Here is a 12,462-nt window from a genome sequence, read left to right as displayed (position 1 = left end):
GGCGACCTCCCCGATGGTCCGTCGTCCTCGACGGCGGTGCGGACGAGGCCGATGCTAGACCCGCGCCGTCGCGGCGTCCATCGGATGCGTCGCCCGGGAGGGGCGGAGGGGCGGAGGTGCGGCCGTCGGGCGCCGCGTGCGAGGCGACGGCTACGCTGGCCCGATGATCCTCGAACATGCGCTGCTGCCCGTGATGCCCGGTCTCGAGGGGGAGTTCGAGGCCGCGTTCGACGAGGCCCGCCACATCATCGCCGCGATGCCCGGATTCGTCGACCTGACACTCTCGCGGGGCATCGAGTCACCGTCGACCTACCTGCTGCTCGTGCACTGGCAGAGCGTCGAGGCGCATGAGGTCGGGTTCCGAGGTTCGCCCGAGTACGAGCGGTGGCGGGCGCTGCTGCACCGCTTCTACGAGCCCTTCCCGGTGGTCGAGCACTTCGCCGAGGTCGCGCACGCCTGAACCGGGCATCTGGCCGCGCCTGCGCACTCGACTGCACAGGGTTTGAGCAGGATGCCCCGGTAGTCTTTCGGGAACGCCGCGCACTGCGGCATCCGGACGAGGGCACCCAGTACCCGGAACGCGACAAGACTGGCTCAGGAGTTGAGCAGTCATGGCTTGGATCGTTCTCATCGCGTCCGGTGTCCTCGAGGCCGTCTGGGCCACCGCACTCGGCAAGTCCGAGGGCTTCACGAAGCTCTGGCCGTCGATCATCTTCGGCGTCGCGCTCGTCGCCTCGATGGGCGGCCTCGCGTGGGCCATGCGCGACATCTCGACCGGCACCGCCTACGCGGTCTGGGTCGGCATCGGCGCCGCCCTCACCGTCGTCTGGGCCATGGTCACGGGTGACACGGATGTCTCGTGGGCGAAGCTCGCGCTGCTCGTCGGCCTCGTCGGCTGCGTCGTCGGCCTGAAGTTCGTCGACGCGGGCAGCCACTAGCGCTCGCCGCGGGCGCGGTGACGGAGCGGATGTCGGCGGCGCTGCCGGCATCCGCTCTCCGTCGTTCGAGCATGTAAAGAATGCTTGACCTTGCGTACGAAATGTCTTACATTCGGTGTGTCAAGGATTCTTGACACGAATCGAGGAGAAGACGATGTCGTACGAGGAGAAGGGCGTCTGGTCGTTCCTGGCGATCGCCGTCATCGGCTACGCGGTCTACCTGGGCATCATGTTCCCGCGGCTCGTGGGCACGCCGATCCCCGACGTCGACTACGTGTGGCCGATGGTGTGGACCATCGGCGGCGCGATCGTCGCGGGCATCGTCTCGCGCATCCTCATCGAGATCGTCGCGCCCAGCGAGACGTACCGCGCAGACCAGCGCGACCGCGAGATCGAGCGCACCGGCGATCGCGTCGGCAACTCGTTCGTCGTCATCGGCGCGCTGGCCGCCCTGATCCTGGCCTGGTTCGAGGTCGACTGGTTCTGGATCGCCAACGCGGTGTACCTCTGCTTCGTGATCAGCGGCATCCTCGCGAGCCTCACCAAACTGGCGGCCTACCGCACCGGGGGGTTCCAGGAATGGTGAAGCCCACGCGCGTGACCAACGCCATCCGCGGACTGCGGTTCGCCCATGGCGAGATGACCCAGGCCGACCTCGCCGGTCGCATCGGGGTCACCCGCCAGACCGTCATCGCCATCGAGCAGGGCCGGTACTCGCCGTCGCTCGAACTGGCCTTCCAGATCGCGCGGGTCTTCGGGGTGCCGCTCGACGACGTCTTCCAGTACCCCGAGGGGGAGTGAACGACCATGAACGAGACGAAGTCAGACACGCAGGCCGCCGGGCGGCCCACCACGACCGCCATGCGGGCGGTCGCTCAACGCCGCTACGGCGGCCCTGAGGTGCTCGCACTCGAGACCGTCACGGCACCCGTGCCGAAGGCCGACGAGGTGCTCGTCGCCGTGCACGCCGTCGACGTCGCCTCGGGCGACGTGCGGGTCATGCGCGGCGAGCCGAAGCTCATGCGGGCGATCTTCGGACTCCGGAGGCCCCGCGTGCCGACGGTCGGCCGCGACATCGCCGGCACGGTCGCGGCGGTCGGCTCGTCGGTGACCGGGTTCGCCGTAGGCGACCGCGTCTGCGGCGAGGTGTCGCAGGGCGGCTGGGCCGAGTACGCCGCGCTGCCCGCCCGGTTCGCGGTGCGTGTGCCCGACGCCGTCGGGTTCGCGGATGCCGCGACGCTGCCGGTCTCGGCCGGCACCGCCCTGCAGGGCCTGCGGCTCGCGGGCATCGATCCCGCGCAGCCGGTCGCCGCGTCGGGCGAGCGCCCGCGCCTGCTCGTCATCGGCGCCTCTGGCGGCGTCGGCGGATTCGCGGTGCAGCTCGCCGCCCTCGCCGGATGGGAGGTCGTGGGCGTCGCCAGCGCTGCGAAGGGCGACCACGTGCGCGCGCTCGGCGCCGACCGCGTGCTCGACTATGCCTCGCCGTGGGCTGAGGCCGAGCCCGACGGTGCGTACGACGCCGTGTTCGACCTCGCGGGAGCCCAGTCGCTGAGTCGCCTGGCCCGGCTCGCGCGGCGCGGCGGCACCGTGGTGCTCTCGGCGGGAGGCGGCGACGGGCTGCTCGGGCCGATCCCGCGGCTGCTCGGGGCGATGCTGCGCGGGCCGTTCATGCACGCGTCGCTGAAGCCGCTCGCCGCAGCCCGCAGCGCCGAAGACCTCGAGGCGCTCGTGGCGCTGCTCGCCGACGGCCGCATCCGCCCGATGATCGACCGGATCGTGCCGCTCGCCGACGTCCAGAGCGCGGTGCGCGCCTACCTGGCCGGCGAGATCCGCGGCAAGCTCGTGCTCTCGGCGCGCTGAGCCGGCAGATGTCGCGCGTCTACTCGACTCGCGAGTCGTCGGAGTCGGGCTCAGGGTTTTCAGCGAACCACGGGCCGACGCGCGTCTCGGCCAAGACCTCGAACGGTTCCTCGTCGAGTACTCGTCCCGACGAATTCGATATGCCAGTTCCGCCTCATCGATGAGGCGGAACTGGCCTTGTCGGATCCGGAGAGTCGGCGGGCTGCGAAGGATGGACAGAGGAGGGCGCGGGCGGTGAACGCGGGCGAACTGGATCAGCCGAGCAGCACCGCGCCGTAGGCGAGGGTCGCGACGAGCGCCCACGACGTGAGGCCGACGACGAGCGCCCGCCACCCCGTGGCGGCGAGGTCGGCGAACCGGATCGACGCGCCGAGCGCGAACAGCGCCATGGCGAGCAGCGCGGTCTGCACGAGATCCGCCGCGTCGAGCACGGGGGCGGGCACCGGCACGAACGACGCGATGAGCACCATCACGAGGAACCCGGCGATGAACAGCGGCACGATCGGCGGGCGCGGTCCGTCTGCGGCGACGTGCCTGCGGCGTTCGACCGCGGCCGTGACGGCGACCATCGGCGCGAGCAGCAGCACGCGCGTGAGCTTCACGACGACCGCGATCGCGAGCGCGGCCGGGCCGCCGAGCTGCGCGGTCGCGACGACCTGGCCGACGTCGTGCACGCCGGCGCCCACCCAGTGGCCGAACTCCACGTTCGACAGGCCGAGCGGATGCCACAGCGCGGGCAGCACGGCGATGGCGAGCGTCCCGCACAGCGTCACGAGCGCCACGGGCACCGCCTGATCCTCGGCGCGCGCTCGCACGGTCGAGCCCATCGCGCCGATCGCCGAGGCGCCGCAGATCGCGAAGCCGCTCGCGACGAGCAGGGGCTGGTGCCCGGGCAGTCCGAGCGCGCGCCCGAGCCCGATGGTGCCGACGAACGTCAGCAGCACGACGGCGACCGTCGTGGCGATCGTCACCCAGCCGAGGTTCGCGATGTCGACGAGGCTCAGCTTCAGGCCGAGCAGCACGATGCCCGCGCGAAGCAGGCTGCGCGACGCGGTGCGCAGACCCGGTGCGAGCGCTCCGTCGAGACGACGCTGCACCGCGGGCACCTGGCCCACGACGATGCCGAGCGCGACCGCGCCCGTGAGCAGCGGCAGGCCGGGCAGCGCGAGGTGCACGAGCCACGCGATGACGGCCGCGGAGGCCGCGACCGCGAGCCCCGGCATCCGTTCGCGCATCAGAACAGGCTAGCCGAGCCCCGCGGGTGCGCCGATCGGGCTCGGCACCCGCTCAGCGGAGCGGGGTCAGCCCCACGACGGCAGCCAGAAGTGCAGCTGCCGGAAGTCGGGCGTGATCGGCATGCCGGTCCAGAGGGGGTAGAAGAAGGCCGAGACGAGCACCGCGAGCACGAGGTACACGCCGACGGTCGCGATGCCGCGTTCTCGTCGCCACCAGACGTCGTCGCGGCTGCCGAGGATGAGCCCGGCGACCGCGGTGAGCGCGAGGATCATGTACGGCTCGAACGCGATCGAGTAGAACTGGAAGACGGTGCGGTCGAGGTACATGAGCCACGGCAGGTACCCGGCGGCGAGCCCGAGCAGGATGAGTCCGGTCTGCCACTCCCGGTATCGGGCGAGCCGGTACACGAGGTAGAGGCACGCGATGGCCGCCGCCCACCAGATGAGCGGGTTGCCGATGCCGATGATCGACGACCAGCACGTGTCGGCGCCGCACCCGCCCGACCCGTCGTCGGTCGAGGCGAAGTACATGTTCGTCGGCCGGATCATGAACAGCCACGTGAGCGGGTTGGACTGCCACGGGTGCTCCGCGTGCACGCCGATGTGGTAGCTGTACGCCGACTGGTGGTAGTGCCAGAGGCTCTGCAGCACGGGCGGAACCCACGAGAAGAACCCCGACGCCTGATTTGCAGGGTCGTCGGCCCAGTGCCGGTCGTACCCGCCGTCGGTCGTGAGCCAGCCCGTCCACGAGGCGAGGTACACGACGAACGCGACGGGCACGTAGAGCAGGAAGGTCACCGGTCCCTGCTTCAGGATCGCGGCCGTCGCCCAGAACGGCACGCCCGCGCGTCGCCTGGCGAGCGTGTCGACGATCACGAGGTACACCCCGAACGCCGCGAGGAACCACAGGCCCGACCATTTCACCGCGGTCGTCGCGCCGAAGGCGGCGCCCGCGGCGATCACCCACGGGCGCGCCCAGAGCGCGGGCCCGTAGTGCGGGTCGTAACCGGAGGCGCGAGCCGCGTCGAGGCCCTGCTGCAGGCGGTCGCGAGCCCAGGCGCGATCGAGGAGCACGAACCAGAACCCGAGCAGGGCGAAGAGCATGACCCAGTTGTCGAGCAGCGCCACGCGCGACATCACGATGGCGTTGCCGTCGACGGCGAAGAGGAGTCCGGCGATGACCGCGAGGATCGTCGACGGCCAGAGCCTGCGCGCGACCATCATGAGGATGAACACGGCCGCGGTGCCCGCGAGGGCGGTCGTCGCCCGCCACCAGAACGCGCTCTCGGCGCCGCCGACGAGCCCCATGCCGAGGGCGATCATCCACTTGCCGAGCGGCGGGTGCACGACGTACGCGGGGTCGTCGGTGAAGATGTCGGTGTCGCCGTTCGCGAACTGCTCGTCGGCGCCATCGGGCCAGGTCGACTCGTACCCGTTGTTCAGGAGGGTCCATGCGTCTTTGACGTAGTACGTCTCGTCGAACACGATCGCCTGCGGATGCCCGAGGTTCCAGAAGCGCAGGACGGCGGCGAGCAGCACGACGATGGCCGGACCGCCCCAGTACCAGAGCGCCCGGCGGCGCGGGGTCGAGAGCGTGCGCGCCCACCAGTCGTCGAGGCGCGTGCCGCGCGGCTCGGGCGCCGGCTCGGGTTCGACGTCGGCGTCGACCTCGGCGTCGACGCCGGTATCGGCGTCGGGCATCGCGTCGGCGCCGGACGCAGCGGCGACCCCTTCGGCGTCGCCCTCGGCCTCCGGCCGGGCCGGTGCAGAAAGCTCACCCTCTGGCGCCGGGCCGATCTCGAGGGCGACGGATGCCGCGGCGGGCTGCTCGGCGGCGACGGGCCGGGTGTCGGGGTCGCCCGCGGCATCCGCTCCTGAAGTCATGCGCCCCAGAGTAACCCGCGCGGAGCGGCGGTGAAGCGACACTCCACAGCGCGTGGTGCGGGAGACTGGGGGCATGATCATCCTCGCGGCGACGCCCATCGGAAACCTCGGCGACGCGTCGGTGCGCCTGCGCGAAGCACTCGAGGAGGCGACCGTCGTGGCGTCCGAGGACACGAGGGTCACCCAGCGCCTGCTCGCGGGTCTCGGCATCGCCAACCGGCCGCGCCTGATCGCGCTGCACGAGCACAACGAACGGCAGAAGGCCGCCGAGCTCGTCGAGCTCGCGCGCGACACCGACCTGCTCGTGCTGAGCGACGCCGGCATGCCGACCGTCTCCGATCCGGGGTTCCCGCTCGTGCAGGCCGCGGTCGCCGCGGGCGTCGACGTCACGGCGATCCCCGGCCCGAGCGCGGTCATCACCGCGCTCGCCGTGGCGGGACTGCCGACCGACCGGTTCTCGTTCGAGGGGTTCCTGCCGCGCAAGGCGGGCGACCGGTCGCGCCGCCTCGCCGAGCTCGCGGGCGACCGTCGGACGCTCGTGTTCTTCGAGGGACCGTCGCGCCTGGCCGCCAGCCTCACGGCGCTCGCCGAGGCCTTCGGCGCCGACCGTCAGGCGGCGGTGTGCCGCGAGCTCACCAAGCTGTACGAGGAGGTGCGTCGCGGCGGGCTCGGCGAGCTCGCCGAGTGGGCGGCGGCCGGCGTCCGCGGCGAGATCTGCATCGTCGTCGCCGGGGCCGAGGAGCAGGCTCCGGATGCCACGACGGCCCTCGACCGCGTGCTCGAGCTCGCGGCATCCGGAACCCGTCTGAAGGACGCCGCGTCGCTCGTGGCCGCCGAGACCGGACTCGGCAAGCGCGATCTCTACGAGGCCGCGCTCGCCGCACGCTCGAGCTGAACGGGCGGGCGGGCCGTCGCGAGACTGGGCCGCGTCTGGGAATCCCGAGCATCTGTCACCATTTCGGGGGTATTTGGCGGAGAATGGGAGGACCACGCACAGGGAGGTGCGACATGGCCCACGAAGTCAGGTTCGCAACGTTCGGCGGACCCGAGGTGCTCGAGATCGTCGAGATGCCCACACCCGAGCCCGGCGAGGGCGAGGTGCTCGTCGAGGTGTACTCGGCCGGCCTCAATCCCGTCGAGAGCGCGATCCGTCGCGGCGAGCACCCCGAGCGCTGGCGGGTCGAACCGCCATCCGGCCAGGGGCGCGACCTCGCGGGCGAGGTGATCGCGGTCGGGCCGGGCGTCTCCCGGTTCGAGCGGGGCGACGAGGTGCTCGGGTTCGTCGAGCGCGGCGCCCAGGCGACCCACGTCGTCGTGCCGGTGGCGAACCTCATCGAGCGCCCGCCCGCGCTCTCGTGGGAGGTCGCCGGATCGCTCTACACCGCGGGCACCACGGCCTGGACCGTGATCGAGGGGCTGAACCTGCAACCGAACGACACCGTCGTCGTCACCGCGGCCGCCGGCGGCATCGGCTGCCTCGCCGCGCAGCTCGCCAGGCTCCGGGGGGCGAGCGTCATCGGCACGGCGCCCGACGCGCGGTTCGACTTCCTGCGCCAGTTCGGGGTGATCCCCGTGGCGTACGGGCCCGACCTCGCCGGGCGGGTGCGCGAGCTCGCCCCGCATCCGGTGAGCGTGTTCCTCGACTTCCTCGGCGGCGAGGCCGGCGAGGCGAGGGCACTCGGCGTGCACCCGTCACGCGTGTTCACGCTCACCGACTGGGACGCCGTCGAGCGCGACGACGCCGTGCGCGCGCCTGCAGGCGACGTGGTCGCGCTCAGCCGGGTCGCGGCGCTCGTGTCGGCCAGGCGCATCCGCCTTCCCATCGCCGACGTCTTCCCGCTCGCCCGGGTCGCCGACGCCTACCGCGCCCTCGAGAAGCGCGAGGCTCCGGGCAAGATCGTGCTCGGCATGCGCGTCGTCGACTACCCCAACCAGCGCGTGGTCGTGCCCGAGCTGAAGGAACAGGACGTCACGCTGGGCGTCGCGACCGACCACGCCCACGTCGACGTCGAGGAGGCCGTGCCGTCGGCCATCGGCGACGGCAGCGTCCGTCGTCGCCGACGCGAGGCGCACGAGCGGGCGACGTCCGAACGGGAGGCCCACCGACGTGAGGAGGCCGACGCCCTGGGGCGCGAGTAACGCGGCAGTCGAGGCATCCGCTCGCCCGTAGGATTGAGGGCATGGCCGATGCCTCCTCGTTCTATGTCACCACGCCCATCTTCTACGTCAACGACGTGCCCCACATCGGGCACGCGTACACGGAGGTGGCCGCCGACGTGCTCGCGCGCTGGCACCGCCAGGCGGGCGAGCGCACCTGGATGCTCACGGGCACCGACGAGCACGGCCAGAAGATCCTGCGCACCGCGACGGCCAACGGCGTGACCCCCAAGGAATGGGCCGACAAGCTCGTCGCCGAGGCCTGGAAGCCGCTGCTCGAGACCGTCGACATCGCCAACGACGACTTCATCCGCACGACCGACGCGCGCCACGAGGAGAACGTGCAGAGGTTCCTGCAGCACCTCTTCGACGAGGGGCACATCTACACGGGCGAGTACGAGGGCTACTACTGCGTCGGCTGCGAGGAGTACAAGACCGAGTCGCAGCTCGTTCCGGGAACGGGCGAGTACGAGGGCCAGCTCGTGTGCGAGATCCACTCCAAGCCGGTCGAGCTCCTGCACGAGAAGAACTACTTCTTCCGCATGTCGGCGTTCGCCGAGCGCCTGCTCGCCCTCTACGAGGAGCGCCCCGATTTCGTCCAGCCCGAGTCGGCGCGCAACGAGGTCGTCTCGTTCGTGCGGCAGGGCCTCGACGACCTGTCGATCTCGCGCTCGACCTTCGACTGGGGTGTGAAGGTCCCGTGGGACGAGTCGCACGTCGTGTACGTGTGGTTCGACGCGCTGCTGAACTACATCACCGCCGCCGGCTACGGCCAGGACGACGAGGCGTTCGCGAGCCGCTGGCCCGCGCAGCACGTCGTCGGCAAGGACATCCTCCGCTTCCACGCGGTCATCTGGCCCGCGATGCTCATGGCCGCCGGGCTCGAGGTGCCGCGCGGCGTCTTCGGACACGGCTGGCTGCTCGTCGGCGGCGAGAAGATGTCGAAGTCCAAGCTCACGGGCATCGCGCCCGAGCAGATCACCGACGTGTTCGGCTCCGACGCGTTCCGCTACTACTTCCTGCGCGCGATCGCGTTCGGCCAAGACGGCTCGTTCTCATGGGAGGACCTCTCGGCGCGCTACCAGGCCGAGCTCGCGAACGGCTTCGGCAACCTCGCCTCGCGCGTGATCGCGATGATCACGCGGTACTTCGACGGCGCCGTGCCGACCGCGGGCGCCCGTACCGAGGCCGACGAGGCGATCGTCGCGCTCGAGGCGAAGGCGACCGATTCCGCGTGGTCGGCCATCGACCGCATCGCGATCCACGAGTCGCTCGCCGCGACGTGGGAGCTCGTCGACGCGCTGAACGGCTACATCACGTCCGAGGAGCCGTGGGCCCTCGCCAAGGACCCGGCCGATCGCGAACGCCTCGAGACCGTGCTGGCCACCGCCTACCACGGCCTCGGCACGCTCGCCGTGCTGCTCTCGCCCGTGCTGCCCAAGGCCACGGCGAAGCTCTGGTCGGCGCTCGGCGCCGAGGGCACCGTGCAGGAGCAGCGCATCGACCAGGCGAACACCTGGAAGCCCGGCACGCAGGTCGCGGCGCTCGAAGCGCTGTTCCCGCGCATCGAAACGGCAGAGTGAGCTCCGTCCGGTGAGCTCAGAGCACCTCCGCACGCGCGCCGACGGCGGCCGCCCGGTCGAGTACCCGCCCGTCCCCGACGGGCTCGCGGTCGGCGTCTACGACAACCACACCCACCTCGAGATCGCCGACGGCGCGCTGCCGCTGAGCGTGCACGAGCACCTCGAGCGCGCGGCATCCGTCGGCGTGGTCGGTGCCGTGCAGGTCGGCACGGATGTCGCGACGAGCCGTTGGTCGGCCGAGATGGCCGCGCGCGAGCCGCGCCTCCTGGCGGCCGTCGCCCTGCACCCCAACGAGGCGCCCGAGCTCGAGGCTGCGGGCGCGCTCGACGACGCGCTCGCCGTGATCGACGAGCTCGCCGCGCAGCCGCGCGTGCGCGCCGTCGGCGAGACCGGGCTCGACTTCTTCCGCACCGAGGCCGACGGGCGACCCGCGCAGTTCCGGGCGTTCGAGGCGCACATCGACATCGCCAAGCGGCACGACGTGGCCATGCAGATCCACGATCGCGACGCGCACGACGACGTCGTCGCGACGCTGCGACGCGTCGGCGCACCGGAACGCACGGTGTTCCACTGCTTCTCGGGTGGCGAGGAGCTGGCGCGGCTCGCGGCATCCGAGGGCTGGTACCTCTCGTTCGCGGGCAACGTGACGTTCAAGAACGCCGAGAACCTGCGCGACGCGCTGCGGGTCGCACCGCGCGACCGCATCCTCGTCGAGACCGATGCCCCGTACCTCACCCCGGCGCCCCTGCGCGGGCGACCGAACGCGCCGTACCTCGTGCCGCACACGGTGCGGTTCATGGCCGACGTGCTCGGCGCCGACCTCGACGAGCTCTGCGCCGATCTCGCGTCGAACACGCGCCGCGTGTACGGCTCGTGGGAGGATGAAGCCCGTGTGGGGGAGTGAACGACCGATCGGCCGCGGCACGTCCGGTGCGTCCGGCGTTCGCGGCGTGCGCGGCATGAGGTGCGAGGCGTGAACGCGCACCGGCACGAGGCCGAGGGGGCGCCCGCGATCGCGCGCCTGCTGGGGCCCGCCGAGATCCGCGACCTCGCCGAGCTCCTCGACGTGACGCCGACCAAGAAGCTCGGCCAGAACTTCGTGCACGACGGCAACACCGTGCGTCGCATCGTGCAGGTCGCCGGCGTGCAGTCGGGCGAGACCGTGCTCGAGATCGGACCCGGTCTCGGGTCGCTGACGCTCGGACTCCTCGAGGCCGGCGCCGACGTCATCGCCGTCGAGATCGACAAGCGCCTCGCCGCGCAGCTGCCGCACACCGCGGGCGTCATGCAGCCGGGCACCTCGTTGACCGTCGTCACCCAAGACGCGCTGCTCGTCACCGAACTCCCGGGCGAGCCCGTGCGGCTCGTCGCGAACCTGCCGTACAACATCTCGGTGCCGGTGCTGCTGCACCTGCTCGAGCACTTCGACTCGCTGCGGTCGGGCATCGTCATGGTGCAGGCCGAGGTCGGGCACCGACTCGCCGCCGAACCCGGATCGAAGGTCTACGGCGTGCCGAGCCTCAAGGCCGCCTGGTACGGCACCTGGCGCACGGCCGGCCAGGTCTCGCGCATGGTGTTCTGGCCCGTGCCGAACGTCGACTCGGTGCTCGTCGGCTTCGAGCGCGGCACCGAGCCCGGCACCGTCGAGGAGCGCCGGGCGACGTTCGCGATCATCGACGCCGCGTTCCAGCAGCGACGCAAGATGCTCCGCCAGTCGCTCTCGGGCGTGCTCGGCGGGTCGGCCGCGGCCGCGAGCGAGGTGCTCGAACGCGCCGGCGTCTCGCCGGAGTCCCGTGGCGAGCAGCTCGTGATCGACGACTTCCTGCGCATCGCCCGGGCCGCCGGAGAGGCGTGACCCGATGACGATCGCGTGGACCGAAGAGGCCGTGCACGTTCGCGCGCCCGGCAAGATCAACGTCTTCATGCGCGTCGGCGACGTGCAGCCCGACGGCTACCACGACGTCGCGACCGCGTATCAGGCCGTGTCGCTCTACGAGGACGTCCGGGCCTGGCCCGACGACGAGTTCAGCGTCGCGTTCGGCGGCAGCATCGACACGTCGGGCCTCGTGACCGACGGCTCCAACCTCGCGATCCGCGCCGCGAAGCTGCTCGCCCGCGCGACCGGCGTCTCCGGCGGCGTCCGGCTCGAGATCGACAAGCACGTGCCGATCGCCGGCGGCATGGGCGGTGGGTCGGCGGATGCCGCGGCCACCCTCGTCGCGTGCGACGCCCTCTGGGGCACGGCCCTGCCGAAGGAGGACCTGCTCGCCCTCGCGGCGCAGCTCGGCGCCGACGTGCCGTTCTCGCTCACGGGCGGCACCGCGATCGGCACCGGTCGCGGCGACCGGTTGAGCCCTGCGCTGGCCACCGGATCCTTCCACTGGGTGCTCGCGGTCGCCGAGTTCGGGCTCTCGACGCCCGGCGTCTACGGCGAGCTCGACCGCATCCGCGCCGAAGACGGCCGCAACGTGCCGCGCTCGCCCGTCGTCGACGCCGAGGTGTTGCAGGCGCTCCGCGCCGGCGACCCCGTGCTGCTCGCGCAGTCGCTGCACAACGACCTCCAGGAGGCGGCGCTCCGGCTCGCGCCCGGGCTCGGCGGCATCCTCGAGCTGGGCGAGTCGCACGGCGCCCTCTCCGGTCTCGTGTCTGGCTCCGGACCGACCATCGCGTTCCTCGCCCCCGACGCCGACTCGGCGCTCGAGCTGCAGGTCGCGCTCTCGGCCGCGCGGCTGCACGCGATCCACGTGCACGGTGCGGTGCACGGCGCGCGGGTGCTGCCGAACTGACGCGCCCGCGCCGCGCCGA

The 12,462-nt window shown here is 71.9% G+C and carries 13 protein-coding genes and 1 riboswitch; of the genes, 11 read left to right on the top strand and 2 right to left on the bottom strand.

Going from position 1 to position 12,462, the window contains the following annotated elements; genetic code table 11:
* Nucleotides 1-163 precede the first annotated feature (163 nt).
* The 5 genes from GQR16_RS01785 (at nt 164) to GQR16_RS01765 (ending at nt 2,798) form a co-directional block, all read left to right on the top strand.
* The gene (locus GQR16_RS01785; RefSeq protein ID WP_157413422.1) at nt 164-460 is read left to right on the top strand and encodes an antibiotic biosynthesis monooxygenase family protein; all 297 of its coding nucleotides are present in this window, start codon (nt 164-166) and stop codon (nt 458-460) included.
* A gap of 70 nt (nt 461-530) precedes the next feature.
* Nucleotides 531-597, top strand: a riboswitch (guanidine-III (ykkC-III) riboswitch).
* A gap of 14 nt (nt 598-611) precedes the next feature.
* Entirely contained in the window at nt 612-938 is a 327-nt protein-coding gene (locus GQR16_RS01780) for a DMT family transporter (protein ID WP_157413421.1), read from the top strand.
* A 154-nt stretch (nt 939-1,092) separates the two neighbouring features.
* Entirely contained in the window at nt 1,093-1,524 is a 432-nt protein-coding gene (locus GQR16_RS01775; RefSeq protein WP_157413420.1) for a hypothetical protein, read from the top strand.
* Nucleotides 1,518-1,739: a helix-turn-helix transcriptional regulator gene (locus tag GQR16_RS01770; RefSeq protein WP_055856484.1), complete on the top strand. Its 222-nt coding sequence runs from the start codon at nt 1,518-1,520 to the stop codon at nt 1,737-1,739. The genes GQR16_RS01775 and GQR16_RS01770 overlap by 7 nt, the downstream gene beginning before the upstream one ends.
* A gap of 6 nt (nt 1,740-1,745) precedes the next feature.
* The gene (locus GQR16_RS01765) at nt 1,746-2,798 is read left to right on the top strand and encodes an NAD(P)-dependent alcohol dehydrogenase (protein ID WP_157413419.1); all 1,053 of its coding nucleotides are present in this window, start codon (nt 1,746-1,748) and stop codon (nt 2,796-2,798) included.
* 254 nt (nt 2,799-3,052) lie between these two features.
* On the opposite strand, the gene GQR16_RS01760 is transcribed toward GQR16_RS01765, so the two are convergent.
* Both GQR16_RS01760 and GQR16_RS01755 read right to left on the bottom strand, forming a co-directional pair.
* Entirely contained in the window at nt 3,053-4,033 is a 981-nt protein-coding gene (locus tag GQR16_RS01760; RefSeq protein WP_157413418.1) for a YeiH family protein, read from the bottom strand.
* Between the two features lie 66 nt (nt 4,034-4,099).
* The gene (locus tag GQR16_RS01755; protein ID WP_246200392.1) at nt 4,100-5,917 is read right to left on the bottom strand and encodes a dolichyl-phosphate-mannose--protein mannosyltransferase; all 1,818 of its coding nucleotides are present in this window, start codon (nt 5,915-5,917) and stop codon (nt 4,100-4,102) included.
* Between the two features lie 73 nt (nt 5,918-5,990).
* On the opposite strand from GQR16_RS01755, the gene rsmI reads away from it, so the two are divergent.
* The 6 genes from rsmI to GQR16_RS01725 all read left to right on the top strand — a co-directional run bounded on the left by rsmI (nt 5,991) and on the right by GQR16_RS01725 (nt 12,443).
* The gene (rsmI, locus tag GQR16_RS01750; RefSeq protein ID WP_157413417.1) at nt 5,991-6,812 is read left to right on the top strand and encodes a 16S rRNA (cytidine(1402)-2'-O)-methyltransferase; all 822 of its coding nucleotides are present in this window, start codon (nt 5,991-5,993) and stop codon (nt 6,810-6,812) included.
* Nucleotides 6,813-6,925: 113 nt separating this feature from the next.
* Nucleotides 6,926-8,056: an NADP-dependent oxidoreductase gene (locus GQR16_RS01745; protein WP_157413416.1), complete on the top strand. Its 1,131-nt coding sequence runs from the start codon at nt 6,926-6,928 to the stop codon at nt 8,054-8,056.
* Nucleotides 8,057-8,097: 41 nt separating this feature from the next.
* Nucleotides 8,098-9,657, top strand: coding sequence for a methionine--tRNA ligase (metG, locus tag GQR16_RS01740; RefSeq protein WP_157413415.1), 1,560 nt, complete (start codon nt 8,098-8,100; stop codon nt 9,655-9,657).
* 10 nt (nt 9,658-9,667) lie between these two features.
* Nucleotides 9,668-10,561, top strand: a complete 894-nt coding sequence (locus GQR16_RS01735) for a TatD family hydrolase (protein ID WP_157413414.1) — start codon at nt 9,668-9,670, stop codon at nt 10,559-10,561.
* A gap of 108 nt (nt 10,562-10,669) precedes the next feature.
* Nucleotides 10,670-11,512: a 16S rRNA (adenine(1518)-N(6)/adenine(1519)-N(6))-dimethyltransferase RsmA gene (gene rsmA / locus GQR16_RS01730; RefSeq protein WP_157413592.1), complete on the top strand. Its 843-nt coding sequence runs from the start codon at nt 10,670-10,672 to the stop codon at nt 11,510-11,512.
* Nucleotides 11,513-11,516: 4 nt separating this feature from the next.
* On the top strand, nt 11,517-12,443 hold the full coding sequence (locus tag GQR16_RS01725) for a 4-(cytidine 5'-diphospho)-2-C-methyl-D-erythritol kinase (protein ID WP_157413413.1): 927 nt from the start codon (nt 11,517-11,519) through the stop codon (nt 12,441-12,443).
* Nucleotides 12,444-12,462: the final 19 nt, after the last annotated feature.

The sequence above is a fragment of the Agromyces allii genome (assembly GCF_009749385.1).
Lineage (GTDB): Bacteria > Actinomycetota > Actinomycetes > Actinomycetales > Microbacteriaceae > Agromyces > Agromyces allii.
This window is presented reverse-complemented; position numbering and strand designations above follow the sequence as displayed.

Coding starts and splice junctions, on each gene's coding strand:
- GQR16_RS01785 (WP_157413422.1), top strand. CDS start 164: ATGATCCTCGAACATGCGCTGCTGCCCGTGATGCCCGGTCTCGAGGGG.
- rsmI (WP_157413417.1), top strand. CDS start 5,991: ATGATCATCCTCGCGGCGACGCCCATCGGAAACCTCGGCGACGCGTCG.
- GQR16_RS01725 (WP_157413413.1), top strand. CDS start 11,517: ATGACGATCGCGTGGACCGAAGAGGCCGTGCACGTTCGCGCGCCCGGC.
- GQR16_RS01745 (WP_157413416.1), top strand. CDS start 6,926: ATGGCCCACGAAGTCAGGTTCGCAACGTTCGGCGGACCCGAGGTGCTC.
- GQR16_RS01765 (WP_157413419.1), top strand. CDS start 1,746: ATGAACGAGACGAAGTCAGACACGCAGGCCGCCGGGCGGCCCACCACG.
- GQR16_RS01775 (WP_157413420.1), top strand. CDS start 1,093: ATGTCGTACGAGGAGAAGGGCGTCTGGTCGTTCCTGGCGATCGCCGTC.
- GQR16_RS01755 (WP_246200392.1), bottom strand. CDS start 5,917: ATGACTTCAGGAGCGGATGCCGCGGGCGACCCCGACACCCGGCCCGTC.
- GQR16_RS01770 (WP_055856484.1), top strand. CDS start 1,518: ATGGTGAAGCCCACGCGCGTGACCAACGCCATCCGCGGACTGCGGTTC.
- GQR16_RS01780 (WP_157413421.1), top strand. CDS start 612: ATGGCTTGGATCGTTCTCATCGCGTCCGGTGTCCTCGAGGCCGTCTGG.
- GQR16_RS01760 (WP_157413418.1), bottom strand. CDS start 4,033: ATGCGCGAACGGATGCCGGGGCTCGCGGTCGCGGCCTCCGCGGCCGTC.
- metG (WP_157413415.1), top strand. CDS start 8,098: ATGGCCGATGCCTCCTCGTTCTATGTCACCACGCCCATCTTCTACGTC.